Annotated in this window: 25 protein-coding genes and 1 riboswitch; of the genes, 9 read left to right on the top strand and 16 right to left on the bottom strand. The window is 72.2% G+C overall.

The window, feature by feature from the left end:
• Positions 1-274 precede the first annotated feature (274 nt).
• Positions 275-877 carry a phosphatase PAP2 family protein gene (locus tag CYQ11_RS22990; protein ID WP_338105674.1) on the top strand — a complete coding sequence of 201 codons (603 nt, stop codon included), beginning with the start codon at positions 275-277 and terminating at the stop codon, positions 875-877.
• Here the strand turns inward: CYQ11_RS22990 and CYQ11_RS22985 are convergent.
• The 5 genes from CYQ11_RS22985 to CYQ11_RS29715 all read right to left on the bottom strand — a co-directional run bounded on the left by CYQ11_RS22985 (position 837) and on the right by CYQ11_RS29715 (position 5,450).
• Complete coding sequence (locus CYQ11_RS22985) at positions 837-2,249, bottom strand: NAD(P)/FAD-dependent oxidoreductase (RefSeq protein ID WP_240003551.1); 1,413 nt, start codon at positions 2,247-2,249, stop codon at positions 837-839. The genes CYQ11_RS22990 and CYQ11_RS22985 overlap by 41 nt on opposite strands.
• A gap of 5 nt (positions 2,250-2,254) precedes the next feature.
• On the bottom strand, positions 2,255-3,061 hold the full coding sequence (locus CYQ11_RS22980) for an ABC transporter permease (RefSeq protein WP_099200958.1): 807 nt from the start codon (positions 3,059-3,061) through the stop codon (positions 2,255-2,257).
• Entirely contained in the window at positions 3,061-4,005 is a 945-nt protein-coding gene (locus tag CYQ11_RS22975) for an ABC transporter permease (protein WP_099200959.1), read from the bottom strand. The genes CYQ11_RS22980 and CYQ11_RS22975 overlap by 1 nt, the downstream gene beginning before the upstream one ends.
• Positions 4,002-5,171: an ABC transporter ATP-binding protein gene (locus tag CYQ11_RS22970; RefSeq protein ID WP_099200960.1), complete on the bottom strand. Its 1,170-nt coding sequence runs from the start codon at positions 5,169-5,171 to the stop codon at positions 4,002-4,004. The genes CYQ11_RS22975 and CYQ11_RS22970 overlap by 4 nt, the downstream gene beginning before the upstream one ends.
• A gap of 102 nt (positions 5,172-5,273) precedes the next feature.
• Positions 5,274-5,450 carry a hypothetical protein gene (locus CYQ11_RS29715; RefSeq protein WP_181143756.1) on the bottom strand — a complete coding sequence of 59 codons (177 nt, stop codon included), beginning with the start codon at positions 5,448-5,450 and terminating at the stop codon, positions 5,274-5,276.
• 233 nt (positions 5,451-5,683) lie between these two features.
• Here CYQ11_RS29715 and CYQ11_RS22965 point away from each other — a divergent pair, with 233 nt between their 5' ends.
• Positions 5,684-6,295: a riboflavin biosynthesis intermediates N-glycosidase gene (locus tag CYQ11_RS22965; protein ID WP_099200961.1), complete on the top strand. Its 612-nt coding sequence runs from the start codon at positions 5,684-5,686 to the stop codon at positions 6,293-6,295.
• On the opposite strand, the gene CYQ11_RS22960 is transcribed toward CYQ11_RS22965, so the two are convergent.
• Positions 6,241-7,014 (bottom strand): DUF4190 domain-containing protein, encoded by a 774-nt coding sequence (locus CYQ11_RS22960; RefSeq protein ID WP_099200962.1) that lies wholly within the window; start codon positions 7,012-7,014, stop codon positions 6,241-6,243. The genes CYQ11_RS22965 and CYQ11_RS22960 overlap by 55 nt on opposite strands.
• A gap of 25 nt (positions 7,015-7,039) precedes the next feature.
• Between CYQ11_RS22960 and CYQ11_RS22955 the strand changes: the two genes are divergently transcribed.
• Together CYQ11_RS22955 and CYQ11_RS22950 are read left to right on the top strand one after the other, a co-directional pair.
• Positions 7,040-8,164 carry an adenosine deaminase gene (locus CYQ11_RS22955; protein WP_398781200.1) on the top strand — a complete coding sequence of 375 codons (1,125 nt, stop codon included), beginning with the start codon at positions 7,040-7,042 and terminating at the stop codon, positions 8,162-8,164.
• 27 nt (positions 8,165-8,191) lie between these two features.
• Complete coding sequence (locus tag CYQ11_RS22950; protein WP_099200964.1) at positions 8,192-8,917, top strand: glycerophosphodiester phosphodiesterase; 726 nt, start codon at positions 8,192-8,194, stop codon at positions 8,915-8,917.
• 18 nt (positions 8,918-8,935) lie between these two features.
• Here CYQ11_RS22950 and CYQ11_RS22945 read toward each other — a convergent pair whose 3' ends face one another.
• Together CYQ11_RS22945 and CYQ11_RS22940 are read right to left on the bottom strand one after the other, a co-directional pair.
• Positions 8,936-10,099 carry a polyamine ABC transporter substrate-binding protein gene (locus CYQ11_RS22945; protein WP_099201628.1) on the bottom strand — a complete coding sequence of 388 codons (1,164 nt, stop codon included), beginning with the start codon at positions 10,097-10,099 and terminating at the stop codon, positions 8,936-8,938.
• 124 nt (positions 10,100-10,223) lie between these two features.
• Positions 10,224-11,675 (bottom strand): gamma-aminobutyraldehyde dehydrogenase, encoded by a 1,452-nt coding sequence (locus CYQ11_RS22940; RefSeq protein ID WP_099201629.1) that lies wholly within the window; start codon positions 11,673-11,675, stop codon positions 10,224-10,226.
• Positions 11,676-11,882: 207 nt separating this feature from the next.
• On the opposite strand from CYQ11_RS22940, the gene CYQ11_RS22935 reads away from it, so the two are divergent.
• The 5 genes from CYQ11_RS22935 (at position 11,883) to CYQ11_RS22915 (ending at position 17,028) form a co-directional block, all read left to right on the top strand.
• Complete coding sequence (locus CYQ11_RS22935; protein WP_099201630.1) at positions 11,883-12,371, top strand: Lrp/AsnC family transcriptional regulator; 489 nt, start codon at positions 11,883-11,885, stop codon at positions 12,369-12,371.
• Positions 12,356-13,735, top strand: coding sequence for an aspartate aminotransferase family protein (locus CYQ11_RS22930; RefSeq protein ID WP_099200965.1), 1,380 nt, complete (start codon positions 12,356-12,358; stop codon positions 13,733-13,735). Before CYQ11_RS22935 ends, CYQ11_RS22930 begins: the two co-directional genes overlap by 16 nt.
• A gap of 268 nt (positions 13,736-14,003) precedes the next feature.
• The gene (locus CYQ11_RS22925) at positions 14,004-14,741 is read left to right on the top strand and encodes an ABC transporter ATP-binding protein (RefSeq protein ID WP_099200966.1); all 738 of its coding nucleotides are present in this window, start codon (positions 14,004-14,006) and stop codon (positions 14,739-14,741) included.
• Positions 14,723-15,925, top strand: a complete 1,203-nt coding sequence (locus tag CYQ11_RS22920) for a hypothetical protein (protein ID WP_181143755.1) — start codon at positions 14,723-14,725, stop codon at positions 15,923-15,925. Before CYQ11_RS22925 ends, CYQ11_RS22920 begins: the two co-directional genes overlap by 19 nt.
• A 170-nt stretch (positions 15,926-16,095) precedes the next feature.
• Positions 16,096-17,028 carry a DMT family transporter gene (locus tag CYQ11_RS22915; protein ID WP_099200967.1) on the top strand — a complete coding sequence of 311 codons (933 nt, stop codon included), beginning with the start codon at positions 16,096-16,098 and terminating at the stop codon, positions 17,026-17,028.
• Between the two features lie 85 nt (positions 17,029-17,113).
• Here the strand turns inward: CYQ11_RS22915 and CYQ11_RS22910 are convergent, their stop codons facing one another.
• The 8 genes from CYQ11_RS22910 to tsf all read right to left on the bottom strand — a co-directional run bounded on the left by CYQ11_RS22910 (position 17,114) and on the right by tsf (position 25,870).
• Positions 17,114-18,136 (bottom strand): ABC transporter ATP-binding protein, encoded by a 1,023-nt coding sequence (locus tag CYQ11_RS22910; RefSeq protein ID WP_099200968.1) that lies wholly within the window; start codon positions 18,134-18,136, stop codon positions 17,114-17,116.
• The gene (locus CYQ11_RS22905; protein WP_181143754.1) at positions 18,137-19,750 is read right to left on the bottom strand and encodes an ABC transporter permease; all 1,614 of its coding nucleotides are present in this window, start codon (positions 19,748-19,750) and stop codon (positions 18,137-18,139) included.
• A 74-nt stretch (positions 19,751-19,824) separates the two neighbouring features.
• Positions 19,825-20,910, bottom strand: coding sequence for a thiamine ABC transporter substrate-binding protein (locus tag CYQ11_RS22900; protein WP_099200970.1), 1,086 nt, complete (start codon positions 20,908-20,910; stop codon positions 19,825-19,827).
• Positions 20,906-21,011, bottom strand: a riboswitch (TPP riboswitch). It overlaps the preceding gene by 5 nt.
• A 47-nt stretch (positions 21,012-21,058) precedes the next feature.
• Complete coding sequence (gene rlmN, locus CYQ11_RS22895) at positions 21,059-22,165, bottom strand: dual-specificity RNA methyltransferase RlmN (RefSeq protein WP_099200971.1); 1,107 nt, start codon at positions 22,163-22,165, stop codon at positions 21,059-21,061.
• A 100-nt stretch (positions 22,166-22,265) separates the two neighbouring features.
• A complete protein-coding gene (locus CYQ11_RS22890) occupies positions 22,266-23,369 on the bottom strand; it encodes a phosphatidate cytidylyltransferase (RefSeq protein ID WP_099200972.1) in 1,104 nt (367 codons plus the stop codon).
• Positions 23,369-23,926 (bottom strand): ribosome recycling factor, encoded by a 558-nt coding sequence (frr, locus tag CYQ11_RS22885; protein ID WP_099201632.1) that lies wholly within the window; start codon positions 23,924-23,926, stop codon positions 23,369-23,371. Before frr ends, CYQ11_RS22890 begins: the two co-directional genes overlap by 1 nt.
• A 167-nt stretch (positions 23,927-24,093) precedes the next feature.
• Complete coding sequence (gene pyrH, locus CYQ11_RS22880) at positions 24,094-24,873, bottom strand: UMP kinase (RefSeq protein ID WP_099200973.1); 780 nt, start codon at positions 24,871-24,873, stop codon at positions 24,094-24,096.
• Positions 24,874-25,033: 160 nt separating this feature from the next.
• Positions 25,034-25,870: a translation elongation factor Ts gene (gene tsf / locus CYQ11_RS22875; RefSeq protein WP_099200974.1), complete on the bottom strand. Its 837-nt coding sequence runs from the start codon at positions 25,868-25,870 to the stop codon at positions 25,034-25,036.
• Positions 25,871-26,040 lie beyond the last annotated feature (170 nt).

Below are 26,040 nucleotides of genomic sequence, written 5' to 3'. Positions count from 1 at the left end.
GATGAACGAAACACCCCGTCCGCAGGGGACTGCGGGCGATGCCGTGCCGGTACATCCCCAGTGCCGGAACGGCCGTGCCTTCGCGCACACCACCGGGGCCCCGGGCCCCGGACATCCTCACCGATCGGACGGCGGCGCGCCCCAAACCCCCCGGGGCGCGCGGCACACCGGCCGGCACGGCGGCCCCGGAACCACCCCCCCTGTTCCGGGGTCGCCGACTCGGCCTTTCCGGGCTCTCGCCCCTCCGGTCCTCTCCCTGTCGCTCCTCGCGGTCGTGACCTGGCAGATCGCCGCGCACGGCCCGCTGCGCTCCGCCGACGAGCGCCTGGGCCGGGCGGTGGCCGGCTCGCCCGCCGTGCCGACGGCCCTGGCCGAGTTCCTCGCCGACCTGGGCGAGACGGTCGTGGCCCTGCCGGTGCTCGGCGCGGCGGTGCTCTGGACGCTTTGGCCGGCCGTGCGCTCGCGCGGGCCCCGTCGTTGGCTGCCGCCGGTGGCCGCAGCTCTCACGATGGCCGCGGTGCCCGCGCTGGTCGTGCCGCTGAAGGCGTGGCTGGCCCGCCCCGGGCCGCCGGCCATGGCGGGCGGGGCGCACGCCGGTTTCTTCCCCTCGGGCCACGCGGCCACCGCGGCGGTGGCCTACGGGGCGGCCTTGTTGCTCCTCCTCCCCCGCATGCCCCGCCGCGCCTGGGCGGTGGCCGGGTACGCGCTGCTCAACGCCGGTGTGGCGGTGGGGCTCGTACGGCGCGGCTACCACTGGCCGCTGGACGTCCTCGGCGCCTGGTGCCTGGCGGCGGTGCCGCTGTGGTGCCTGGCCGTGGTGCTCGCGCGCACGGGCGTCAGCTGTCGAAGCCCAGGCCGACCCGGTCCAGGGCCCTGAGCCAGAGGTTGCGGCGGCCGCCGTTCTCGTCGGCGCGGGTCATCGCCCACTGGGTGATGCCGATGCCCACCGAGCGCACCGGTTCGGGCGGGAACGGCAGCGGCTTGCTGCGGACCATCTCCAGCTCCGTGCGCTCGGTGCGCTCCCCGCTCAGCAGGTCGAGCATGACGTCGGCGCCGAAGCGCGTCGCGCCGACCCCCAGGCCCGTGAAGCCCAGCGCGTAGGCGACGCGGCCGCGGTGCGCGGTGCCGAAGAAGGCGGAGAAGCGGGAGCAGGTGTCGATGGCGCCGCCCCAGGTGTGGGAGAAGCGCACACCCTCCAGCTGGGGGAAGCAGCGGAAGAAGTGCCCGGCCAGCCGCTGGTAGGTGGCCGGGTGGTGGTCGTACTCGGCCCGTACGCCGCCGCCGTAGCGGTAGACGATGTCGTAGCCGCCCCACAGGACGCGCCGGTCGGCGGTGAGCCGGAAGTAGTGGAAGTGGTTGGCGCTGTCGCTCAGCCCCTGCCGTCCGCGCCAGCCGACGGAGGCGAGCTGCTCGGTGGTCAGCGGCTCGGTCATCAGGGCGTAGTCGTAGACGGGCGCGATGTACGGGCGCAGTCGCTTGACGAGCGAGGGGAACGCGTTGGTGCCGAGGGCGGCGTGGCGGGCGAAGACGCGCCCGTAGGGCGTGCGGACGGCCACCCCGGCGCGGCGTGCGGACAGTCCGGTGCCGGGGGTGTGCTCGTAGACGCGCACCCCCAGCTCCAGGCAGGCGCGTTTGAGGCCCCAGGCGAGCTTGGCGGGGTGCACCATGGCCACGCCCGTGCGGTTCCATAAGCCGGCGAGGAACGTCGGGGAGTCGACCTCGGCGCGCAGGGCGTCGCGGTCGAGGAACTCGTGACCGGTGACGCCGGCGGCCGCCGCCTCCGCGGCGGCCTCGCGCAGCTCCCGGACCTGGTGGGGTGCGGTGGCGACGTCGATCTCGCCGGTGCGCTCGAAGTCGCAGTCGAGGCGGTGGCGGGCGACGGTGTCCTCGATGGCGTCGAGGTTGCGCCGGCCGAGCCGCTCCAGGGCGGTGAGTTCGGCGGGCCAGCGGGCGAGGCCGTTGGCCCACCCGTGAGTGAGGGAGGCGGCGCAGAAGCCGCCGTTGCGGCCGGAGGCGGCCCAGCCGGCCTCCTGGCCCTCGATCAGGACGACGTCCCGGCCGGGGTCGCGCTCCTTGGCGCGCAGGGCGGTCCACAGGCCGCTGTAGCCCCCGCCGACGACGAGCAGGTCGCAGTGTTCGTCGCCGACGAGCGCGGGCAGGGCGTCGGGCCGGGCGGGGTCGTCGAGCCAGTAGGGGCGGGGAAGGGCGTCGGAGAGTGCTCGGACAGGGTTCATGGCACCGGTGGCCATGGTTCTCAGCTCCTTTTTCGGCGTCCTCCGACCAGTTGCGCGCCGAGGACGCCCAGCACGGCGACGAGGAACATCGCCGTTCCGATGACGTTGATCTGGACGGGGGTGCCCCGCTGTGCGGCTCCCCAGACGTACATCGGGAAGGTCACAGTGGAGCCGGCGTTGAAGTTCGTGATGATGAAGTCGTCGAAGGACAGGGCGAAGGAGAGCAGGGCGCCGGCGGCGATGCCGGGGGCGGCGATGGGGAGGGTGACCTTCGTGAACGTCTGGAGCGGGGTGGCGTAGAGGTCCTGCGCGGCCTGTTCGAGGCGGGGGTCCATGCTCATGACGCGGGCCTTGACCGCGGTGACCACGAAGCTCAGGCAGAACATGACGTGGGCGATCAGGATGGTCCAGAAGCCGAAGCTGACGCCCATGTTGAGGAAGAGGGTCGCCAGGGAGGCGGCCATGACGACCTCGGGCATGGCCATCGGCAGGAAGATCAGGGTGCTGACCGCCGAGCGGGACCGGAAGCGGTAGCGGGCGAGCGCGAAGGCGATCATCGTGCCCAGGACGGTGGCGCCGACGGTCGCCCACAGGGCGATGCGCAGGCTCAGCGACAGCGAGCCGCACAGGTCGGCGACGCCGCAGGGGTCGGTCCAGGCGTCGGTGGAGAAGCGCTGCCACTCGTAGTTGAAGCGGCCGTTGGGCTTGTTGAACGAGAAGACGGTGACGACGACGTTCGGCAGGATCAGGTACGCGAGCGTGCACAGCCCCGCGATCACCACGAGGTTGCGGCGCAGCCGGCGCCCGAGAGCGGAGAGAAGGGCCATCAGACGACCTCCTCCGTCCCCGACTTGCGGATGTAGACCGTGACCACGGCGAGGATGGCGGCCATGAGGATGAAGGACAGGGCGGCGGCGGTCGGGTAGTCCAGGACGCGCAGGAACTGGGACTGGATGACGTTGCCGATCATCTTCTGGTCGGTGGAGCCGAGCAGTTCGGCGTTGATGTAGTCGCCGGCGGCGGGGATGAACGTCAGCAGGGTGCCCGCGACGACGCCCGGCATGGACAGCGGGAAGGTCACCTTGCGGAAGGTGGTGAGGGGCCGGGCGTAGAGGTCGCCCGCGGCCTCGTGGAGCCGGCTGTCGATGCGTTCGAGCGAGGAGTACAGCGGAAGGATCATGAACGGCAGGAAGTTGTAGGTCAGACCGCAGACGACGGCGAGCGGCGTGGCGAGCAGGCGGTGGCCCTCGGTGAGGCCGAGCGCGTCGGTGAGGCCGAGGACGTGCAGCGAGCCGAGGGTGGAGACGACGGGGCCGCCGTCGGAGAGGATCGTCTTCCAGGCGAGGGTGCGGATGAGGAAGCTGGTGAAGAACGGCGCGATGACGAGGACCATCAGGAGGTTGCGCCAGCGGCCGGCCTTGAAGGCGATGAGGTACGCGAGCGGGTAGCCGAGGGCCAGGCACAGCGCGGTGGCGGTGGCGGCGTAGGCGACCGACCGCAGGAACTGCGGGTAGTACTCGCCCAGGGCGTCCCAGTAGGTGGCGAAGTGCCAGGTGACCTCGAAGCCCTCTTCGAGGGAGCCGGTCTGCAGGGACGTCGACGCCTGGTAGACGAGCGGTGCGGCGAAGAAGACCAGCAGCCAGAGGATGCCGGGGAACAGCAGCCAGTACGGCACGAGCTTCTTGCGGCGGGCGGCCTTGTGCAGGGCGCCGGCGCGCGGGGGCGCGGGAGGCTGGTCGGTGGTGGTGCCGGTGGCGGCGGACGTCGTCATCCCGCGCCCTCCGCTTCCACGTCCGTGCCCGCCTCGACGTTCTGCGCCGCGTCCAGGCCGAAGCTGTGGCCCGGGTTCCAGTGCAGGACGACGTCGGCGCCCGGGACGAGCCGCGCGTCGCGCTCGACGTTCTGCTCGTAGACGGACAGGCCCGCGCCGACGGCGCTGTCGACGAGGTACTGGGTGGAGACGCCGGTGAAGCTGGACTGGGCGATGCGGCCGGTGACGCGGTTGCGGTCGCCCGGGACCGTGCCGGCGTCGTCGGCGTGGGTCAGGGTGATCTTCTCGGGCCGTATGCCGACGAGGAGCTTCTCGCCCGTGCGGGCGATGGCTGTACATCGTGTCGCCGGAAGGGTGAGTTTGGTATCACCGGCACGCAGAAGGACGGCGTCGCCCGCGGTGCCGACGACGTCGGCGGTGATGAGGTTCGAGGTGCCGAGGAAGTTGGCGACGAAGGTGGTGCGCGGCGTCTCGTAGAGGTCGGCGGGGGCACCGAGCTGTTCCACGCGGCCGGCGTTCATGACCGCGACCGTGTCGGCCATGGTCATGGCTTCCTCCTGATCGTGCGTGACGTGGATGAAGGTGATGCCCACCTCGGTCTGGATGCGCTTGAGCTCCAGCTGCATCTGGCGGCGCAGCTTGAGGTCGAGGGCGCCCAGGGGCTCGTCGAGGAGCAGGACGTCGGGGTGGTTGATCAGCGCGCGGGCGACGGCGACGCGCTGTTGCTGGCCGCCGGAGAGCTGCTGGGGCCTGCGCCGGGCGAGGTCGCCGAGCTGGACGAGGTCGAGCATCTCGCCCACCTGCTTCTTGACGGACGTGACGCCGCGGCGGCGCAGCCCGAAGGCGACGTTCTCGTAGACGTCCAGGTGGGGGAAGAGCGCGTAGCTCTGGAAGACCGTGTTGACGGGCCGCTTGTGCGGGGGCAGGGCGGTGACGTCGCGGCCGGCGAGCTCGACGGTGCCGGTGGTGGGCTCCTCCAGGCCGGCGATCATGCGCAGCGTGGTGGTCTTGCCACAACCGGAGGCACCGAGCAGGGCGAAGAAGGAGCCCGCGGGGACCGAGAGGTCGAGCGGGTGGACGGCGGTGAAGCCGCCGAACGTCTTGCTGATGCCGGTGAGCCGCACGGCGGTGCCGGGGGTGCCGCTGGTGGTGGCGGGAGCTGTCATGGGTCTGGGTCCAGAGGGGTTCGTGGGAACGAGAGCACGTAACACTGACATACGGCCGGGACGGGCCGGATACGGGCCGTGCGCCACCGGGTCCACGGACTGTCAGACGCCGGTGCGCCGGACCGCGGCCCCGGGGCGGCGGGGGTGGTCGGTGGGGCGTTCGGCGTTCCTTGTGTGGTGCGTGTGCTGGGGTACCAGACGATTGTCCCCGCTGAACGGAGTGCTGACGTCCGCTGTCGCCTCCGGCAGGGAGGCTTTCGCCCGGGTGTACCGCTTCATCGCACACTCCTCCCGTGGCCGCGCGGCCTGGGCGGGCGCGGCCTGAGCCGGAAATGGATGCCGATCCTGGCAGAGCCACCCGGCCGCAACAAGGGATTCCGTCGCCATCTTTTGACGGGGCGACGGAATCGGTGCGGCGCCCGGGAGCCCGACGACGGCGGGGCGGGGCGGGCCCGGGCGTTGTCAGTGGCCTCGGCCAGAATGAGGGCACGCGACAACAGGGGGAGACGCTCATGGGCTCGGGGGCGAGCACGGCAGACGGGCCGCGTTCGGTGGCGGAGCTGACGGCGGCCGTCGCCGCGGGCGAGCAGGTGGGATACGTGCACTTCTGGGGGCACCGCCCGCGCCGCGACGGCAGCGTGGGGCCCGGCTGTTTCAGCCAGTGGTGGCCGTCCCCCTTCTCGGTGGACGGCACGGTCTACGCCACGGCCGAGCACTGGATGATGGCGGGCAAGGCCCGGCTCTTCGGGGACGCGGAGGCTGAGGCCCGGGTGATCGCCGCCGGGGACCCCCAGCAGGCCAAGGAGGCGGGCCGTTCCGTGCGCGGCTTCGACGAGGAGGAGTGGCGCCGGCACCGCTTCGGTCTCGTCGTCGAGGGCAGCGTCCACAAGTTCGCCCGGCATCCCGAGCTGGGCGCCTGTCTGCTGGGCACCGGCAGCAGGGTGCTGGTGGAGGCCAGCCCCCTGGACCGCGTCTGGGGCATCGGCCTCGCCGCCGGCGACGAGGCCGCCGCGGATCCCGCGCGCTGGCGCGGGCTGAACCTGCTGGGCTTCGCCCTGATGGAGGCGCGTCAGCGCCTGGCGGCGAAGACGAGCGGCGCGGGCCCGGGCGGCGCCGCCATGTAGGCGCCGTAGGTGTCGTCGCCGCCGTCGTAGTCCGGGTCGTCGTCGCCGTCGTCGTGCGTGATGTAGAACGCCAGGAAGCAGGCGGTGGCGAGGAGGCCCACGCCGCCGAGGATCAGGCCGGCCAGCGCCTGGCCGCCGTTGGTGCCCTCCCCGGTGCTCACCTTGCTGCGGCCGATCGCGCCGAAGACGATCGCGAGCACGCTGCAGATGACGCCGAAGACGATCGTCCAGGACAGCACGGTGCCGATGATGCCGAGCACGAGGGCGGCGACCCCGAAGCCGTTGTTGGGCGCGGGTGTCATGCCCGGCCAGCCCGGTCCGTACGACGGTCCCGGGTAGCCGTAGGCGCCCGTGGCGTAGGCGGTCGGCCCGTAGGGCCCCTGGGCGTACGGGCCGGTGCCGAAGGCCTGCGCGGGCGGCGCCGGCCAGGTGAGGCCGTGGGCCTCGCCCTGGTAGGCGCTCGGGGTGCCCGGGCCGGTGGGCGCGAGGGGCACGGGCGGGACGGGCGGCACCCCTGCCCGCGCGGGCGGGACGGGGGCCACGGGCGGCATCGGGAGCGGGGCCGGCTGTCCGGCGGGCGGGGCGGGCACGGCAGGTGCGACGGGTGGCACGGGCGGCAGCGAGGGCGCCGCGGGCTTGTCGAGCGGCACCGGCGTTCCGGGCGGCGCCCAGGTGTCCCCGTCCAGCAGTTCCGGCTGTGCGTCGTCCCTGTCGGACATGACCCTCCCCAGTAGATACCCCGTCATGCTAAGGCCTGAGCACAGGCCCCGTACCCGCCCCGCATACGATGATCCGCACCGCCGGCCGGCCGGTGTCCGGCCGTCCCCGAAGCCCAGGAGGACCCGCATGCCCGCACTCGACTCGTTCATCGCCGGCCTCCCGAAGGCGGAGCTGCACGTGCACCATGTGGGATCCGCCTCCCCCCGCATCGTGGCCGAACTGGCCGCCCGGCACCCGGACTCGCCGGTGCCCACCGATCCCGAGGCGCTGGCCGACTTCTTCACCTTCCGCGACTTCGCCCACTTCGTCGAGGTCTACCTCTCGGTCGTCGACCTGATCCGCGACGCCGAGGACGTCCGCCTGCTGACCTACGAGGTCGCCCGCGACATGGCCCGGCAGAACATCCGCTACGCCGAGCTCACCGTGACGCCCTACAGCTCCACCCGCCGCGGCATCCCGGACGTCGCCTTCGTCGAGGCCATCGAGGACGCCCGCAAGGCCGCCGAGTCGGAGCTGGGCGTGGTGCTGCGCTGGTGCTTCGACATCCCCGGCGAGGCCGGTCTGGAGGCCGCCGAGGAGACGACGCGGATCGCCTGCGACCTCGCGCCCCAGGGTCTGGTCTCCTTCGGCCTGGGCGGCCCCGAGATCGGCGTCCCCCGCCCGCAGTTCAAGCCCTACTTCGACCGTGCCATCGCCGCCGGCCTGCACAGCGTGCCCCACGCCGGCGAGACCACCGGCCCGCAGACGATCTGGGACGCCCTCACCGAGCTGCGCGCCGAGCGCATCGGCCACGGCACGAGCGCCACACAGGACCCGAGGCTGCTGGCCCACCTCGCCGAGCACCGCATCCCGCTGGAGGTCTGCCCGACCTCCAACCTGGCCACCCGGGCGGTGACGGACCTGGACCACCACCCCGTGAGGGAGATGGTCCAGGCCGGCGTGCTGGTCACGATCAACAGCGACGACCCGCCCATGTTCGGCACCGACCTCAACACCGAGTACGGGGTGGCCGCCCGGCTGCTGGACCTCGACGCCCGCGGCCTGGCCGAGCTGGCGAAGAACGCCGTGGAGGCGTCATTCATGGACGCGGCCGGCAAGGCCGCGCTGCGCGCGGAGATCGACTCCTACACCGCGACCTGGCGGGGCTGACGGGGGCGGCCCGCCACAATGGGGGCCATGGCCACTTCGGACCCCACTGCCGGCGCCTTCGCCTCCTTCACCGCCGTCGCCCACCGCGGCGATCCGTACGTGCACCGCGAGAACACGCTGCCCTCGGTCCGCTCGGCGCTGCGGGCCGGAGCGGGGGCGGTGGAGATCGACGTCCGGCTGACCCGTGACGGGGTGCCCGTGCTGCTGCACGACGCGACGCTGGGGCGGCTGTGGGGCGTCGACCGGCCCCTCGCCGCGTTCTCGGCCGACGAGCTGCGGGAAGTGACCGGCGGCGGGGTGCCCACCCTGCGGGAGGCGCTCGCCGAGGCGGCGGCGGCCGGCACGGGACGGCTGTTCGTCGACCTCCCCGACCCCTCGGCGGCGGCCGCGGCCGTCGCGGAGGTGCACGCGAGCGGGGCGACGGAGCGGGTGTACTACTGCGGGGGCCCGGCGGCGATGCTGAACGTCCGCCGGGCCGACCCCGACGCGGAGATCGCCCTGACCTGGACCACGCTGGCCCCGCCCCGGGCGGCCCTGCTGGCCGGCGTGCGTCCGCACTGGCTCAACTACCGCTTCGGGCTGGTGACCCCCGAGCTCGTGGCCCGTGACCACGCGAACGGCCTGCGGGTCTCGGCCTGGACCGCCGACACCCGCCGCACGATGCGGCGGCTGCTGCGCGCGGGCGTCGACTCGATCACCACGAACCGCATCGGCACCCTGCGCGCGCTGCTCCCGGCCCCCGCTCGTGCGTGAGCGGCGCACCGGCGGGGGTCACAGCCCGACGATCTCGTTCCATTCCTTGCTGAAGGCGGGGCGTTCCCGGGCGGTGATGTCGCGGGCGGTGGCGAGCCGCCCGCGCATCTCGTCGGTGGGGAAGACCAGCGGGTTCTCGGCGAGCTCGGCGAGCTCCTTGTCGCCGGAGGAGGCCAGCACCTCGCGGGCGGCCGGCACCGGGCAGACGTAGTTGACCTCGGCGGCCACGCGGGCGGCGACGTCGGGCCGGTAGTAGTAGTCGATCAGCCGCTCGGCGTTGCGCTTGTGCCGGGCGAGGTCGGGGATCATCAGGCTCTCGGCCCACAGCTCGGCGCCCTCCTCCGGGACGACGAACTCGATGTCGGGGTTGTCGGCCTGGAGCTGGATGACGTCGCCGGAGTAGGCCTGGCAGGCCAGGACGTCGCCGGAGGAGAGGTCCTTGATGTAGTCGTTGCCGGTGAAGCGGCGGATGTGCCGCTTGCGCACCAGGCGGCGCAGCTGGTCCGTCATGGTGTGGAAGTCGTCGGCGGTCCAGCGGGTGACATCGGCGCCGCCCGCCATCATGAGCAGGGCGAACGCCTCGTCCATGCCGGCGAGCAGGGTGACCTTGCCGCGCAGGTCGTCGTGCCACAGCTCGTTGGTGTGCCGGATCTCGCGGCCGAGCTTCTTGCGGTTGTAGGCGATGCCGGTGATGCCGGACTGCCAGGGGACGGTGTGCAGGCGGCCGGGGTCGAAGGCCGGCTTGCGCAGCAGCGGGTCGAGCTCCCGGGCGACGTGCGGCTGGGCGGCGCGGTCCATCTGCTGGACCCAGCCGAGGCGGACGTAGCGGGAGGCCATCCAGTCGCTGACGACGATGATGTCCCGGCCGGTGTCCTGATGGTTCATCAGGGCCGGGCTGATCTTGCCGAAGAACTCGTCGTTGTCGTTGATCTCCTCGGTGTACTTCACCGAGATGCCGCTGGCCTTCTCGAAGTCCTCCAGGGTCGGCCGCTTCTGCGGGTCGTCCTCGTCGACGTCGATGTAGAGCGGCCAGTTGGCGAAGACCAGGTGCTTGTCCCGTTCGGAGCGGTCGGCCGCGGCCCGGTCGCGGGGGGCGACGTAGGCGGCGGGCACCCCGCAGCCGGCGAGCGCTGCGGCCCCCGCGCCGGCGCCGAGCGCGCGCAGCAGGGTCCGGCGGGACAGGGGCTTCACGGGCTTCTCGCATTCGGGCGGGACGGCGGGTCAGGGCGAACGAGCCGTTCGGCCGGGCGTCGATGATACGCACACGCGCGTACGGAACGTACGCGCGTGCGCGATCACGAGGGGATCAGCCCAGTGAGGTCATCACGTGCTTGATCCGGGTGTAGTCCTCGAAGCCGTAGGCCGACAGGTCCTTGCCGTAGCCGGACTTCTTGAAGCCGCCGTGGGGCATCTCGGCGACGAGCGGGATGTGGGTGTTGATCCACACGCAGCCGAAGTCGAGAGCCTTAGACATCCGCATGGCGCGGGCGTGGTCCTTGGTCCACACCGAGGAGGCCAGCGCGTACTCGACGCCGTTGGCGTAGGACACGGCCTGCTGCTCGTCGGTGAAGGACTGGACGGTGATGACCGGCCCGAAGACCTCGTGCTGGACGATCTCGTCGTCCTGCTTGAGCCCGGAGACGACGGTGGGGGCGTAGAAGTAGCCCTTCTCGCCGACCCGGTGGCCGCCGGCCTCGACCTTGGCGTGGGCGGGGAGGCGCTCGATGAAGCCGGTCACCTGCTGGAGCTGGTTGGCGTTGTTGAGCGGACCGTAGAGCACGTCCTCGTCGTCCGGCTGGCCCGTCTTGGTGTCGGCGGCGGCCTTGGCGAGGGCGGTGACGAACTCGTCGTGGACGGACTCGTGGACGAGCACGCGGGTGGCGGCCGTGCAGTCCTGGCCGGCGTTGAAGTAGCCGGCGACGGCGATGTCCTCGACGGCCTTGGCGATGTCGGCGTCCTCGAAGACCACGACGGGCGCCTTGCCGCCCAGCTCCAGGTGGACGCGCTTGAGGTCCTTGGAGGCGGACTCGGCGACCGACATGCCGGCCCGTACGGAGCCGGTGATGGAGGCCATGGCGGGCACGGAGTGCTCGACCATCAGGCGGCCGGTGTCGCGGTCGCCGCAGACGACGTTGAAGACGCCCTTGGGGTGGCCCAGCTCCTCGAGCACCCCGCCGATGATCTCGGCGATGAGGACCGTGGAGGCGGGGGTGGTGTCGGAGGGCTTGAGGACGACGGTGTTGCCCGCGGCGAGCGCCGGGGCGAACTTCCACACGGCCATCATCATCGGGTAGTTCCACGGCGCGACCTGCGCGCAGACGCCGACCGGCTCGCGGCGGATGATGGAGGTCATGCCCTCCATGTACTCGCCGGCGGAGCGGCCCTCCAGCAGGCGGGCGGCGCCGGCGAAGAAGCGGATCTGGTCCACCATCGGCGGGACCTCTTCGCTGCGGGTGAGCGCGAGCGGCTTGCCGGTGTTCTCCGACTCGGCGGCGATCAGATCCTCGGCGCGCGCCTCGAAGGCGTCGGCGATCTTGAGGAGGACCTTCTGGCGCTCGGCGGGGACCAGGTCGCGCCAGGCGGGGAAGGCGGCCTCGGCGGCGGCCATGGCGGCGTCGACGTCGGCCGGACCGGACAGCGGGGCGGTGGCGTAGGCCTCTCCGGTGGCCGGGTTGACGACCTCGGTGGTCCGGCCGTCGACGGCGTCCCGGAACTCCCCGTCGATGTAGTTGCGCAGACGGCGCAGCTCGGTGGTCACGATGGCCACCCCTTCTGTCGGTTCTTCTTGGATGTCCCCCGGCGTCGGTCCGCTGGGTGAGACGGACACAGCCTAGTCAGGAGGGCGACGCTTTCGACATACCCACCAGCCATGAACAACGGAATCAGTTATTTCGCACGAGATCCACAACGGATTTCATCGCTCTACGCTTGCCACACCGCTGAGTCCTCATGCACAGTGGGGCTCGTGGCCACTCGTAGCGCAGATCCGAAGGGCGTGCACGGCACGCCGCCGACCGATGCCGTCTCCCTGGCGATCATCGAGCAGCTCCAGGAGGACGGACGCCGTCCCTACGCGGCGATCGGCAAGGCCGTCGGACTGTCCGAGGCGGCGGTGCGCCAGCGCGTGCAGAAGCTGCTCGACCAGGGCGTGATGCAGATCGTCGCCGTCACCGACCCCCTCACCGTCGGGCTCCGGCGGCAGGCGATGGTCGGCGTCAACGTCGACGGGGACCTCGACCCGGTCGCCGACGCCCTGACCGCGATGGACGAAGTGGAGTACGTCGTCGTGACCGCGGGCTCGTTCGACCTCCTCATCGAGATCGTCTGCGAGGACGACGACCACCTGCTGGAGACGATCAACAAGCGCATCAGAACCCTGCCGGGCGTGCGCTCGACGGAGAGCTTCGTCTATCTCAAGCTCCGCAAACAGACCTACACATGGGGAACCCGATAGCCGTGAGCAAGGACCTCAGCAGGACTGCGTACGACCACCTGTGGATGCACTTCACCCGCATGTCGTCGTACGAGAACGCCCCCGTCCCCACGATCGTGCGCGGCGAGGGCACGTACATCTACGACGACAAGGGCAAGCGCTACCTGGACGGCCTGGCGGGACTGTTCGTGGTCCAGGCCGGCCACGGCCGCGTCGAGCTGGCCGAGGCCGCCCACAAGCAGGCCCAGGAACTGGCCTTCTTCCCGGTGTGGGGCTACGCCCACCCCAAGGCCGTCGAGCTGGCCGAGCGGCTGGCGCACCACGCCCCCGGCGACCTGAACAAGGTCTTCTTCACCACCGGCGGCGGCGAGGCGGTCGAGACCGCGTGGAAGCTGGCGAAGCAATACCACAAGCTGACCGGCAACCACACCAAGTACAAGGTCATATCGCGGGCCGTCGCCTACCACGGCACCCCGCAGGGCGCCCTGTCGATCACCGGCCTGCCGGCTCTCAAGGCCCCCTTCGAGCCCCTGGTCCCCGGCGCGCACAAGGTGCCGAACACCAACATCTACCGGGCGCCGCTCCACGGCGACGACCCCGAGGCCTTCGGCCGCTGGGCCGCCGACCAGATCGAGCAGCAGATCCTCTTCGAGGGCCCCGAGACCGTCGCGGCCGTCTTCCTGGAGCCGGTGCAGAACGCGGGCGGCTGCTTCCCGCCCCCGCCGGGCTACTTCCAGCGGGTGCGCGAGATCTGCGACCGGCACGACGTGCTGCTGGTCTCGGACGAGGTCATCTGCGCCTTCGGCCGCCTCGGCACGATGTTCGCCTGCGACAAGTTCGGCTACGTCCCGGACATCATCACCTGCGCCAAGGGCATGACCTCCGGCTACTCCCCGATCGGCGCGGCCGTGGTCTCCGACCGCGTCGCCGAGCCCTTCTTCAAGGGCGGCAACACCTTCCTGCACGGCTACACCTTCGGCGGGCACCCGGTCTCGGCCGCCGTCGCGCTCGCCAACCTCGACGTCTTCGAGCGCGAGGGGCTGAACCAGCACGTCCTCGACAACGAGTCGGCCTTCCGCGCCACCCTCGCCCGGCTGCACGACCTGCCGATCGTCGGCGACGTGCGCGGCGACGGCTTCTTCTACGGCATCGAGCTGGTGAAGGACAAGGCCACCAAGGAGTCCTTCACGGCGGAGGAGTGCGAGCGGCTGCTCTACGGCTTCGTCTCCAGGGAGCTCTTCGAGAACGGCCTGTACTGCCGTGCCGACGACCGCGGCGACCCGGTCATCCAGCTGTCGCCGCCGCTGATCTCCGACCAGTCGACGTTCGACGAGATCGAGCAGATCGTCCGCGGGGTCCTCACGGAGGCGTGGACGAAGATCTGACGGGCCCTCCACCCGACGGGCACCCCCCTCCTCCGCGGCCCGTCCCCGCCGGCCCGCGTACGCGCGACCACTCCCCCGCGCGTGCGCGGGCCGCGGCACAGACGGGCGAGCCGGCCTATGAGCTGATGGAAGGAAATGAGGCCCTCCAGCGCCGAGCCTGGACGAGGGCTAGGATCCCGGTTCCGTACGGTGCCAGTGACCCAATGGCCTCCGGTTCGTTCACCCGGACAGGGGAACGGACCCTCTCAGCGACCCGAGGTGCTCGAATATGGTGGCCCCGCCGGACAACGACGTGCTCTGGGCACGCGGTCTGCACTATTCGTACAACGGTTCCCCCGCCCTCACGGGCGTCTCCGTCGGCGTCCGCGAGTGCGAGATCCTCGCGGTGACCGGGCCCCGGGGCGCCGGCAAGACCACGCTCCTCAAATGCCTGTCGGGGCAGCTTCTGGCGGATCCCGGCGAGGTGTGGTTCAACAGCGCCCCCGTGCACACCCTCTCCCGCTCCGCGCGCGAGCGCCTGCGCCGGGAGCGGTTCGGCTGGATCGACACCGAGCCGCACCTGGTGCCCGAGCTGACGGGCTGGGAGAACGCCGCCCTGCCCCTGCTGGCGCGCGGCATCGGCCACCGCGCGGCCAAGCGCACGGCGGGCGAATGGCTGGAGCGCCTCGACGTCGGCGACTGCGCCCGCAAGCGTCCGGCGGCCCTGACCCAGGCCCAGCGCCAGCGCGTGGCCATCGCCCGCGCCCTCGCGGGCGAGCCGACCGTCGTCTTCGCCGACGAGCCCACCGCGCCCCTGCACACCGCCGACCGCGCCCAGGTCCTGCGCACGCTGACCACGGCCGCCCGCTCGCACCAGATCACGGTCGTCCTGGCCACCCTCGACGAGGAGAACGCGGCCCTCGCCGACCGCACCGTCACCCTCGTCGACGGCCGCCGGGGCGGCGCGATCCCGGCGCCCGAGGCCCCCGGCGGGGAGGGCAGGGCCGCGTGCTCAGTCTCCGCCTAGCGCGCGGCGCGCGTCTGCTCGTCCTGCTGCGGCGGCTGCTGGTGGCGGTCGCCGCGGCGGCGGTCGGCTTCCTCCTGCTGAGCGCCCTGGGCTACGCGGTGGCGCACCCGAAGGCCACCCACGAGTCGGTCGTGCGACTCCTGTGGTGCGCGGTGCCACTGGCGGCCGCGGTGCAGTTCGCCGTCGCCGTTGCACGCACCGATCCGGCCACCCGGCCCCGGGACGGCATGGACGCGATCGGGTTCGGCCCGGTGCGGCTGTCGTTCCTGGCGGCGGCCTCGACGGCCCTGACCTGCGGACTGGGCGGGGCGGCCGCCCTGCTGGCCTACCTCGAACTCCGCGGCGACCTGGGCGGCACACCGCTCAGCGGTGCCGCCGCCGGGGCGCTCGACGCCGACGCCCCGCTGCCGTGGGCGGGCGCCCTGACGCTGCTCGGGCTGCTCCCGGCGCTGGCGTCGGGCGCGTGCGTCCTCGCGCTGCGCCCCCGCGGGAGGCTCCGCTCCGGCCGGGCCGCCTCCCGCCGCGGCACCCCGCCCGCGCCGCGCGAGCCCTCGCGGGGCTACGCCGGGCTGCCCTGGGGCGTCGCGGTCATCGCCTGCGGCCTGGCCCTGGAGGCGTACGTGGGCCGCGCCCCCGCCCCCGCCCCGGACCGCCTGCTGACCCTGCCCGGCCAGGAGGGCGGCACCTCCCCGGCCCTCCTGGGCGGCTGGCTCCTGGCCTCCCTGGGGCTCGTCGTGGCGGGCCCGGGGCTGACACACTGGTCCGGCGCGCTGCTCGCCGCGGGCCGGCCGGGGCCGGTGCGGATGCTGGCCGGCCGGATACTGCAGGAGGCGGCGAAGCCCCTGGGGCGGCCGCTCGGCGTGCTGTGCGCGGTGGCCTCGGGCGCGCTGGCGGCCGTCCAGCTGTACGGCACGGCGTGGGACCGGTCCGGGCCGGGCCCCTTCGGGCCGCTCACCGGGCTGGGGGCGGCCGTCGTCATGGCCTGCGCGACGGCCACGGCCGTCACCGCCGCCCTGGACACCCGCCGCTCCCGGGCCCGTACGGCCGCGGCGCTGCTGCGCCTGGGCATCCCCACGTCCCTGCTGCGCGGTGCGGCAGCCGTGCGGGCCTGCGTCCTGCTGGCCGTCCTCGCCCCGCTGACCTGGGTGATCGCGGAGCTGACCACGCTGCCCCTGACCCGCTGAGGCCGGTCCGACGCCCGGCGGACCGGCCGGGCGGGGGCCGGCGGACGACCCACCCGTCACAGTTCTTGACCAATCCTTGACCCAAGGCAACTCCGACGCCGAAAAGCTCGTCCCTTCAGAAGTACGTCTGCTTCAGAAGCAGGACGGGCATCAGGCGAACGGAGCAATTGGTGATCATCGGCCTTGTCACGGCTGTCGCGGCCTCCGCGTGTTACGGCACAGGATCCGTCCTGCAAGCCGTGGGGTCGCGCAAGTCGGCCCGCAGGGAGGCCGCCACGGCCTCCGCCTCGGGCACCACCCAGCATGGCGGCCCCAGTCTGTCGTCCACCGCGAAAGCCGCGGTGACCTGGGAGTTCATGGTCGGTACGGTCCTGGACTTCGTGGGCTTCGCCCTGGGTGCGCTCGCCGCCCGGATGCTGCCGCTGTTCCTCTCCCAGACCGTGATCAGCGCCAACCTGATCGTCACCGCCCTGCTGAGCGTCAAGATGCTGGGGCTCCGCCTGAACCGCAGGGAGTGGCTGTCGATCGGCGTGGTCTGCTCGGCCCTGGTGCTGCTCGCGACCGCCGCCGGCCACGAGGGCAGCGGTGAGGCCGCGCGGTCCACCCACTGGTGGCTGCTGATCGTCTCCACCGTCCTGATGGGCGGCGGCTGGATCGCCGTGCACTTCCTCGGTTCGCGGGCCGCGATCCTCGCCGGTCTCCTCTCCGGCCTCGGCTTCGGCGCCATCGGCGTGGGCGTCCGCATCCTCGACGGCATCGACCCCTTCGACCTGCCCACCCTGCTCGCGGACCCCGCGCTCTACGCCATCCTCATAGCCGGTGGCGTCGGCATGTACCTCCACACCGTCGCCCTGCAGATCGGCTCCGTCAACGGCGCCACGGCCGCGCTGGTCGTCGGCGAAACGGTGCTGCCCGGCATCATCGGCGTCATGTGGCTCGGCGACGCCTCCCGCGAGGGCTTCGCCTGGGTCGCGGTCCTGGGCTTCCTCCTGGCGGTCGCGGGCGCGGTGGCCGTCGCCTGGTTCGGCGAACCGGACGCCCACGGGGGTGCGCCGGAGACGCGGGACGAGGAGCGGCGGCCCGAGCCGACGACCGTCTCCTGAAACGACGCCGGACGGGCTGGAGGCCCAGCCCGTCCGGCGTGGGAGGCCGCCGCGCCCCGGTGCGGAGCGAGGCGCGCCCAGCGGGTCAGGGGAGCGCCACGACCTCGTCCGCCACGAAGGCGGCACCCACCCGGTCGCCGGCCTCCGGTGCCCCGCCGAGCGGGCACGCCGCCTCGATCCCGGGGCCGTCGGCCGGCCGCAGCCGCACCACCACGTGGTCACCGCGGAACGTCCGCGCGGTCACCTCGCACGCCAGGCCCTCGGCCACGGGCACCAGCCGCACGCCCGCCGGCCGCACCAGCAGCCGGCACTCTCCCTGCGCCGTACCCGCCGGCACCGGCAGCGTCCCCCACACCGTGTCCGCGGCGTCCCCGCGCACGGTCGCCGCGACCACGTTGTCGAAGCCGAGGAAGCGCGCCACGAACTCCGACGCGGGCCGCTGCCAGACCTCCAGCGGCGTACCGGCCTGCGCGATCCGCCCGTCCCGCATCACCACCACGCGGTCCGCCAGCGCGAAGGCCTCGCTCTGGTCGTGCGTGACGGCCAGTACGGTCGTCCCCAGCCGGCCGAACAGCTCCCGCAGCTCGACGACCAGCCGCTCGCGCAGGCTCCGGTCCAGCTGGCCGAGGGGCTCGTCGAGCATCAGCAGCCGCGGCTCGGGGGCCAGCGCCCTGGCCAGGGCGACGCGCTGCTGCTCACCGCCCGACAGCGCCCCCACCGGCCGCCGCTGCGCGTCCGGCAGGCCGACCAGGTCGAGCAGGCGGGCCACCCGGCGCCCGGCCTCGGCCCGGCCGGTGCCCCGCATGCGCAGCCCGAAGGCGACGTTGCCCGCCACGTCCCGCTGTGGGAAGAGCTGGTGGTCCTGGAACATCAGGCCCACGCCGCGCCGGTGCGTGGCGACGCCCGTCTGGTCCTCACCGGCCAGGAACACCCGGCCGGCGTCCGCCCCGTGCAGGCCGGCGACGACCCGCAGCAGGGTGGACTTGCCGCTGCCGCTGGGGCCGAGCACACAGACGATCTCGTGCTCGGCGACCTCCAGGTCCACCGCGTCCAGCGCCGCGCGCTCGCCGAAGCGCACGGTCACCCCTTCGAGCCGCAGCATGGACATCTAGAACTCCCCCGTACGGTCGGTGCGGACACGTTCCAGCAGCAGCAGCGCGACCGCGCACACCAGCATCAGGATCGTGCTGAGGGCCATGGCCTGGCCGTAGTTGAACTCGCCGGGGCGGCCGACGAGCCGGGCCACGGCCACCGGCAGGGTCGGGCTGTCCGGGCGCGCGATGAAGACGGTCGCCCCGAACTCGCCGAGCGAGACCGCGAACGCGAAGCCCGCCGCCACCGCGAGCGCCCGTCCCACCAGCGGCAGGTCGACCTCGCGCCAGGCCCGCAGCGGGGACGCGCCCAGCACGGCCGCGGCCTCCCGCAGCCGGACGTCGACGGCCCGCAGCACCGGCAGCACCGTCCGTACGACGAAGGGCACGCCCACCAGCGCCTGGGCCAGCGGCACCAGGATCCAGGACGTGCGCAGGTCCAGCGGGGGCTCGTCCAGGGCGATCAGGAAGCCGAAGCCGACGGTCACGGCGGACGTGCCGAGCGGCAGCATCAGGAGCGCGTCGAAGCCCCGCACCAGCCGGCCCTCACGCCGGGTGAGCGCGGCTGCGGCGAGGCCGCCGACGACCACGGCGATGGCGGTGGCGGCCAGGGCGTAGGCCAGGGAGTTGCCGACGGCCTCCAGCGGCGGGACCACGAGGGTGCCGCCGCCGGCGCCCGCCGAGCCCAGCGCGCGGTAGAAGGCGAGGCCGTAGCCGTCCGGCCCGTCGAAGGACCGCAGGACGAGGACGGCGAGGGGAAGGAGGACGAGCAGGGCGACGACGGCGAGGACGGAGCCCAGCAGCGTCCACTCGGCGGCGCCCCGGGGCCGGCGGGCGGTGCGGGCGGCGTCGACGAGCCGCAGCGTCGCCTCGCGCCGGCGCACGGTCCGGGCGTGCACGGCCAGCAGCGCGGCCACGGCGGCGAACTGCACCAGGGTGAGCACCGCCGCCGTGGGCAGGTCGAGCAGCTGGGCGGTCTGCTGGTAGATCTCCACTTCCAGGGTGGCGTAGCGGGGACCGCCCAGGATCTGGACGACGCCGAAGGAGGTGAAGGTGAAGAGGAAGACCATCAGGGCGGCCGCCGCCACGGCCGGGGCGAGCGCGGGCAGCGTCACCCGGCGCCAGGCCCCGAGGCGGCCGGCGCCCAGCACCCTGGCCGCCTCCTCCTGGCGGGGGTCGAGCTGGGCCCACAGCCCGCCGACGGTCCGGACGACCACGGCGTAGTTGAAGAAGACGTGGGCGAGGAGGATCGCCCAGACCGTGGTGTCCAGCCGCACCCCCCACAGCTCGTCCAGCAGTCCCCCGTGCCCGAGCAGGGCCAGGAAGGCCGCGCCGACGACGACCGTCGGCAGGACGAACGGCACGGTGACCACGGCCCGCAGCAGGCGCTTGCCGGGGAAGTCGAACCGCGCGAAGACGTAGGCGCCGGGGAGCGCGAGGGCGAGCGTCAGGGCGGTGGAGGCGGCCGCCTGCCAGGTGGTGAACCACAGGACGTGGCCGATGGCGGGATCGGTGAGCACCTCGCCGGCCCGGGCGAACTGCCACCGCCCGCCGTCCTTCAGGCCGCGGGAGACGATCGAGGCGACGGGGTAGGCGAAGAAGACCCCGAAGAACGCGAGCGGCACGGCCATCAGGCCGAGCCGCGTCGCGGTCCGCCGGGCGCCCGCGCGCCCGGCCTTCGGGGTCGTGCGCCCGGTGGCCGGGGTTACTTCAGGACGAGCGAGGACCACGTCTTGATCCACTCGTCACGGTGCTCCGCGATCCGCTCCTTGTCCAGGGTCGCCGGCTTCTCGACCTTGACGCCGTACCTGGTGAAGAGCTCCGGGAGCCGGGCGTCCTGGTTGGCGGGGTTGACGAACATCTGGAGCGGCATGTCCTCCTGGAACTTCTTGCCGACCAGGAAGTCGATCAGGGCCTTGCCGCCCTCGGTGTTCTTCGCGCCGCTCAGCAGCCCGGCGAACTCGATCTGCCGGAAGCAGGTGCCGGTGGCGACCCCGGTGGGGGCCTCCTCGGGCGCGGGCTCGGCGCCCATGACCTCGGCCGGCGGGCTGGAGGCGTAGGAGACGACCAGCGGCTTGTCGCCCTTGGCCTTGCGGCCCGTGGCGGAGCCGGAGAAGCGGCTGTTGTAGGCCTGCTCCCAGCCGTCGACGACCTCGACGCCGTTGCCCTTGAGCTTCTTCCAGTAGTCCTGCCAGCCGTCCTCGCCGAAGGCGGCGATCGTGCCGAGCTGGAAGGCGAGGCCCGGCGAGGACGTCTTGACGTTCTCGGTGACCAGGAGGTTCTTGTACTCCGGCTTGACCAGGTCGGCGAAGCTCTGCGGCGGCGCGAGCTTCTTGTCGGCGAAGTAGGCGCGGTCGTAGTTCACGCAGATGTCGCCGTAGTCGACGGGCGTGACGCGGTGCCGGGAGGAGTCCAGCTGGAGGGCGCCGGGGACGCGGTCCAGGCCCTTGGCCTCGTAGGACGCGAACAGGCCCTTGTCCAGCGCCCGCGACAGCAGGGTGTTGTCGACGCCGAAGAAGACGTCGCCCTGCGGGTGGTTCTTGGAGAGGATGGCCTGGTTGACGGCCGCGCCCGCGTCGCCGCCCTTGACCACCTTGACCTTGTAGCCGGTCTCCTTGGTGAACTCCGCGAGGACCTCGTCGGACGCCACGAAGGAGTCGTGCGACACGAGCGTGACGGTCTTGTCCCCGTCACCGCCCGAACCGTCGCCGCCCCCGCAGGCGGCGAGGCCGCCGGCGCCGAGCGCGGTCACGAGGGCAGCGCTCAGGGCACGCCGAAGGTTGGTGTTCATGGTGGTGCTGACTCCCTACGCCGGTATGACCCGGATCAGGTCCGAGGGTCTGCGGGCCGTGCCGCACTCTCAGCGCTGTGTGCGCTCCCCTGTCGGAATGTTCATTTATGTCACGTTTTGCTGTGCGGTTGACCGCAGGTGGACAGTATCAGCGCTCGGCGGCGGCCAGCTGCCCGCATGCGCCGTCGATCTCCTGGCCACGGGTGTCGCGCACGGTCACGGGCACGCCGTGAGCCGCGATCGCCGCCACGAAGGCACGCTCGTCCTCCGGCCGCGAAGCCGTCCACTTCGAACCCGGCGTGGGGTTGAGCGGGATCAGGTTGACGTGCACCCGCTTGCCCTTGAGCAGGCGGCCGAGCAGGTCACCGCGCCAGGCCTGGTCGTTGATGTCGCGGATCAGGGCGTACTCGATGGAGATCCGGCGACCGGACTTCTCCGCGTACTCCCAGGCGGCGTCGAGGACCTCGCGGACCTTCCAGCGGGTGTTGACCGGCACGAGGGTGTCGCGCAGCTCGTCGTCCGGGGCGTGCAGCGAGACGGCGAGACGGCACTTGAAGCCCTCGTCCGCGAAGCGGTGCATCGCCGGCACCAGGCCGACGGTGGAGACGGTGATGCCGCGCTGGGACAGGCCCAGGCCGTCGGGCTCGGGGTCGGTCAGCCGGCGGATGGCGCCGACGACGCGCTTGTAGTTGGCCAGCGGCTCGCCCATGCCCATGAAGACGATGTTGGACAGGCGCGCCGGCCCGCCGGGCACCTCGCCGTCACGCAGCGCGCGCATGCCGTCGACGATCTGGTGGACGATCTCGGCGGTCGACAGGTTGCGGTCGAGGCCCGCCTGGCCGGTGGCGCAGAACGGGCAGTTCATGCCGCAGCCCGCCTGGGAGCTGATGCACATGGTGACCCGGTCGGGATAGCGCATCAGCACGGACTCGACGAGCTTGCCGTCGTGCAGGCGCCAGAGGGTCTTGCGGGTGGTGTCCTCGTCGCACGAGATGTGCCGCACCACGCTCATCAGGTCCGGCAGCAGGTCGGCCGCGAGCTTCTCGCGGGAGGCCGCCGGGATGTCCGTCCATGCCGCGGGATCGTGGGCGTACCGCGCGAAGTAGTGCTGGGACAGCTGCTTCGCGCGGAAGGGCTTCTCGCCGATGGCGGCGACGGCCTCGCGGCGCTCGGCGGGCGAGAGGTCGGCGAGGTGCCGCGGGGGCAGCTTGGCTCCGCGGGGGGCGACGAAAGTGAGTTCTCCAGGTGCAGGCATGGTTCTACCAGTGTCGCAGACAAAACGAGGGAGCCCGCCGTCCTGTGGACGACGGGCTCCCTCGTGAGGAAAAGCCCAGGTGAGAGCCCTGGCCGGGGACTCAGGACCCGACGAACGCCACCATCAGCAGCCACACCACCGGCGCCGTCGGCAGCAGCGAGTCCAGCCGGTCCATGATCCCGCCGTGACCCGGCAGCAGGGCACCCATGTCCTTGATGCCCAGGTCCCGCTTGATCATGGATTCGCCGAGGTCGCCGAGCGTGGCGCTGACCGCCACCGCGAAGCCGAGCAGCAGGCCCTGCCACCACACGCCGTCGACGATGAGGAACTGCATGCACAGCGCGCCCGCCACCATCGCGAAGAGCACCGCGCCGACGAGGCCCTCACGGGTCTTGCCGGGGCTGATGCGCGGCGCGAGCTTGTGCCGTCCGAACCGCCAGCCCACCGCGTACGCCCCGGTGTCGCTGACGACCGTCAGGATCAGGAAGGTCAGCACCCGCCAGGCGCCGTCGCCGGCGGCCAGCATCAGCGCCACGAACGTGGCGAGGAACGGCACGTAGAAGGCGACGAAGATGCCCGCCGTGACGTCCCTGAGGTAGTCGTCCGGGGACTCCGTCATCCGCCAGACCAGCACGGCCAGGGCCGTGAAGGCCATGGCCACCCACGACCCCTCGGTGCCGCTCACGTAGCCGGCGACGATCATCGCGGCGCCGCCGATGGCCAGCGGCACCAGGGGAGCCTTGATGCCCTTGCGCTCGGCGAGCCGGGAGGTCAGCTCCCACAGCCCGACCACCACGGCAAGCACGATGACACCGAGGAAGACGGGCTTGTAGATGAACAGGGAGGCGAGGATGACGGCCCCGAGGCCGACCCCCACTCCTATCGCGGCCCGCAGATCGCGGCCTGCGCTCTTCTTCGCCTTGCCCCCCTGGGGGGCGGCAGGCTCCTGCGGCCGGATGTCGGGCTCCTGTTCATCGCGGAACAGGGGACCGCCGGTGTGTGCGGCCCCCCGGTCACGGTCGTCCTGGTCTCCGCCAGCGTCGGACACGATGGGCATGGGCCGAGTCTGCGCCGCATCGCCCGCCCCGTGCAGAGGACCCGCCGGGGCCGGGGGCACCTCCCCGCGCAGCCGGGTGGAGGGTCCGTGATCGGTGGCCCCCCAGTGTCCGGCGCGCGGCGGGGCTCCCCAGGATGCGTCGTTCATCAGACCTCGAGCAGCTCGGCTTCCTTGTGCTTGAGCAGCTCGTCCACCTGCGCGACGTACTTCGCGGTGGTGTCGTCGAGCTCCTTCTCCGCGCGACGCACCTCGTCCTCGCCGGTCTCCTTGTCCTTGACCAGCTTGTCGAGGGCGTCCTTGGCCTTGCGGCGGACGGAGCGGATCGAGACCTTGGCGTCCTCGGCCTTGGTCTTGGCGACCTTGACGTACTCACGGCGGCGCTGCTCGGTGAGCTCCGGGAAGGTCACCCGGATGATGTTGCCGTCGTTGCTGGGGTTGACGCCCAGGTCGGAGTCCCGGATGGCCTGCTCGATGTTGCGCAGGGCGGTCTTGTCGAACGGGGTGACCACGGCCATGCGCGGCTCGGGCACCGAGAACGACGCCAGCTGGTTGATGGGCGTCAGCGCACCGTAGTAGTCCGCCACGATCTTGTTGAACATCGCCGGGTGCGCACGCCCGGTGCGGATCGCCGCGAAGTCCTCCTTGGCGACCACAACGGCCTTCTCCATCTTCTCCTCGGACTCGAGGAGGATCTCTTCGATCACCACTTGCTCCTGGTGTTATCAGTAAGCAGAGCCTCGCCCCTGCGCGCGTCTACTCCTGCACGGTGTCCGACCGGCAGGCAGTTGTCCATCCCCGTGCCGAGGTCTTCCCCGGGCACGGAGTTGCCGTCCGTGGCCCGCGACGGCGGGTCCGGTCGGCTACGGGCCGGTCAGGCCCGCGTCGCCTGGTCGCTCACCAGCGTGCCGATCTTCTCACCCTTGACCGCACGGGCGATGTTGCCCTCGGCGAGCAGCTCGAAGACGAGGATCGGCAGCTTGTTGTCCATGCACAGGCTGATGGCGGTGGCGTCGGCGACCTTGAGGTTGCGGGCCAGCACCTCGCTGTACTCGAGGGCGTCGAACTTCACCGCGTCGGGGTTCTTCTTCGGGTCCGAGTCGTAGATCCCGTCGACGCCGTTCTTGCCCATGAGGATCGCCTCGGCGTGGATCTCCAGGGCGCGCTGGGCGGCGGTGGTGTCGGTGGAGAAGTAGGGCATGCCCATGCCCGCGCCGAAGATCACGACGCGGCCCTTCTCCAGGTGGCGCACGGCGCGCAGCGGGATGAACGGCTCGGCGACCTGGCCCATGGTGATGCCGGTCTGGACCCGGGTCTCCACGCCTTCCTTGGACAGGAAGTCCTGGAGCGCCAGGCTGTTCATCACGGTGCCGAGCATGCCCATGTAGTCCGAACGGGCCCGGTCCATGCCGCGCTGCTGGAGCTCGGCGCCGCGGAAGAAGTTGCCGCCGCCGATGACGACGGCGATCTCGTAGCCCTCGCGGACCACGGCGGCGATCTCACGGGCGATGGCGTGCACGACATCGGGGTCGACACCGAGCCCGCCGCCGCCGGCGAAGGCCTCACCTGACAGTTTCAGCAGGAACCGGCGCCGCTGGCCCGGCTCGGCGCTGGTGTCGTCGGTGGCCTGCTTGGCGTCCGCACCCTGGTTCATTGCAGTTCTCCTCGTGCACATACGAAGAAGGCCATTGCCGGATGGATCCTTTCGGTTCCCTCTGCGGCAATGGCCTCCTCGTCACATCAGCGGCCGGCCGGTGGACGGTCGGCTGCGTACGACCCTAGCGGGTCGTGGGTCATTCGCTGCTGCGGACGGCTCAGGCGCCGACGCGGATGCGGGCGAAGCGCTTCAGCGTGACACCGGCCTCGTCCAGAACCTTCTGGACGGACTTCTTGTTGTCCTTGGCGAACGCCTGGTCCAGCAGGACCTGCTCCTTGAAGAAGCCGGTGACGCGACCCTCGACGATCTTCGGCAGGGCGGCCTCGGGCTTGCCCTCCTCGCGCGCGGTGGCCTCGGCGACGCGGCGCTCGTTCTCCACGACGTCGGCCGGGATGGCGTCACGGGAGAGGAACTTCGGCGCGAACGCGGCGATGTGCTGCGCGACGTCCTTGGCGACCTCGGCGTCGGCCTTGTCCAGCTCGACCAGGACACCGACCTGCGGGGGCAGGTCCGCGGCGGTGCGGTGCATGTAGGCGAAGACCTGGCCGTCGGCGAAGTGCGCGAAGCGGTCCACGACGATCTTCTCGCCGAGGGTGGCGTTGGCCTCGTCCACGAACGCCTGGACGGTCTTGCCGGCCTCGATCTCGGAGGCCATGAGGGCGTCGACGTCGGCCGGGGCGCTCTTGGCGATGTGGGCGGCCAGAGCGTCGGCGACGGCGATGAACTTCTCGCCCTTGGCGACGAAGTCGGTCTCGCACTTCAGCTCGACGATGACACCGGAGGTGTTGTCGTCGGCGATGAGGGAGGCGACGGCGCCGTTCTCGGTGGTGCGGCTCTCGCGCTTGGCCACACCCTTCAGGCCCTTGACGCGGACGATCTCGACGGCCTTCTCGAGGTTGCCCTCGGCCTCGTCGAGCGCCTTCTTGCAGTCCATCATGCCGGCGCCGGTCTGCTCACGGAGCTTCTTGACGTCAGCGGCGGTGTAGTTCGCCATCCTTCAATCCTTCTCGTGCACTGCGCCGTGCCGGGCCCGGGGCACCGGCAGGCTGTCCGTCTTGAGGTCACCACACCTGTCGGCTCCCGTCCCGCTGACGGGGTCCGACAGTGGATCCGCCGGACGACGGCGGGGGCGTCGCGCCCCCGCCGTCGTCCGGTGCGGCAAAG

The organism is Streptomyces cinnamoneus (assembly GCF_002939475.1).
Classification (GTDB): domain Bacteria; phylum Actinomycetota; class Actinomycetes; order Streptomycetales; family Streptomycetaceae; genus Streptomyces; species Streptomyces cinnamoneus_A.
The sequence above is the reverse complement of the archived record's forward strand: the minus strand, read 5'-3'. Positions and strand labels throughout refer to the sequence as shown.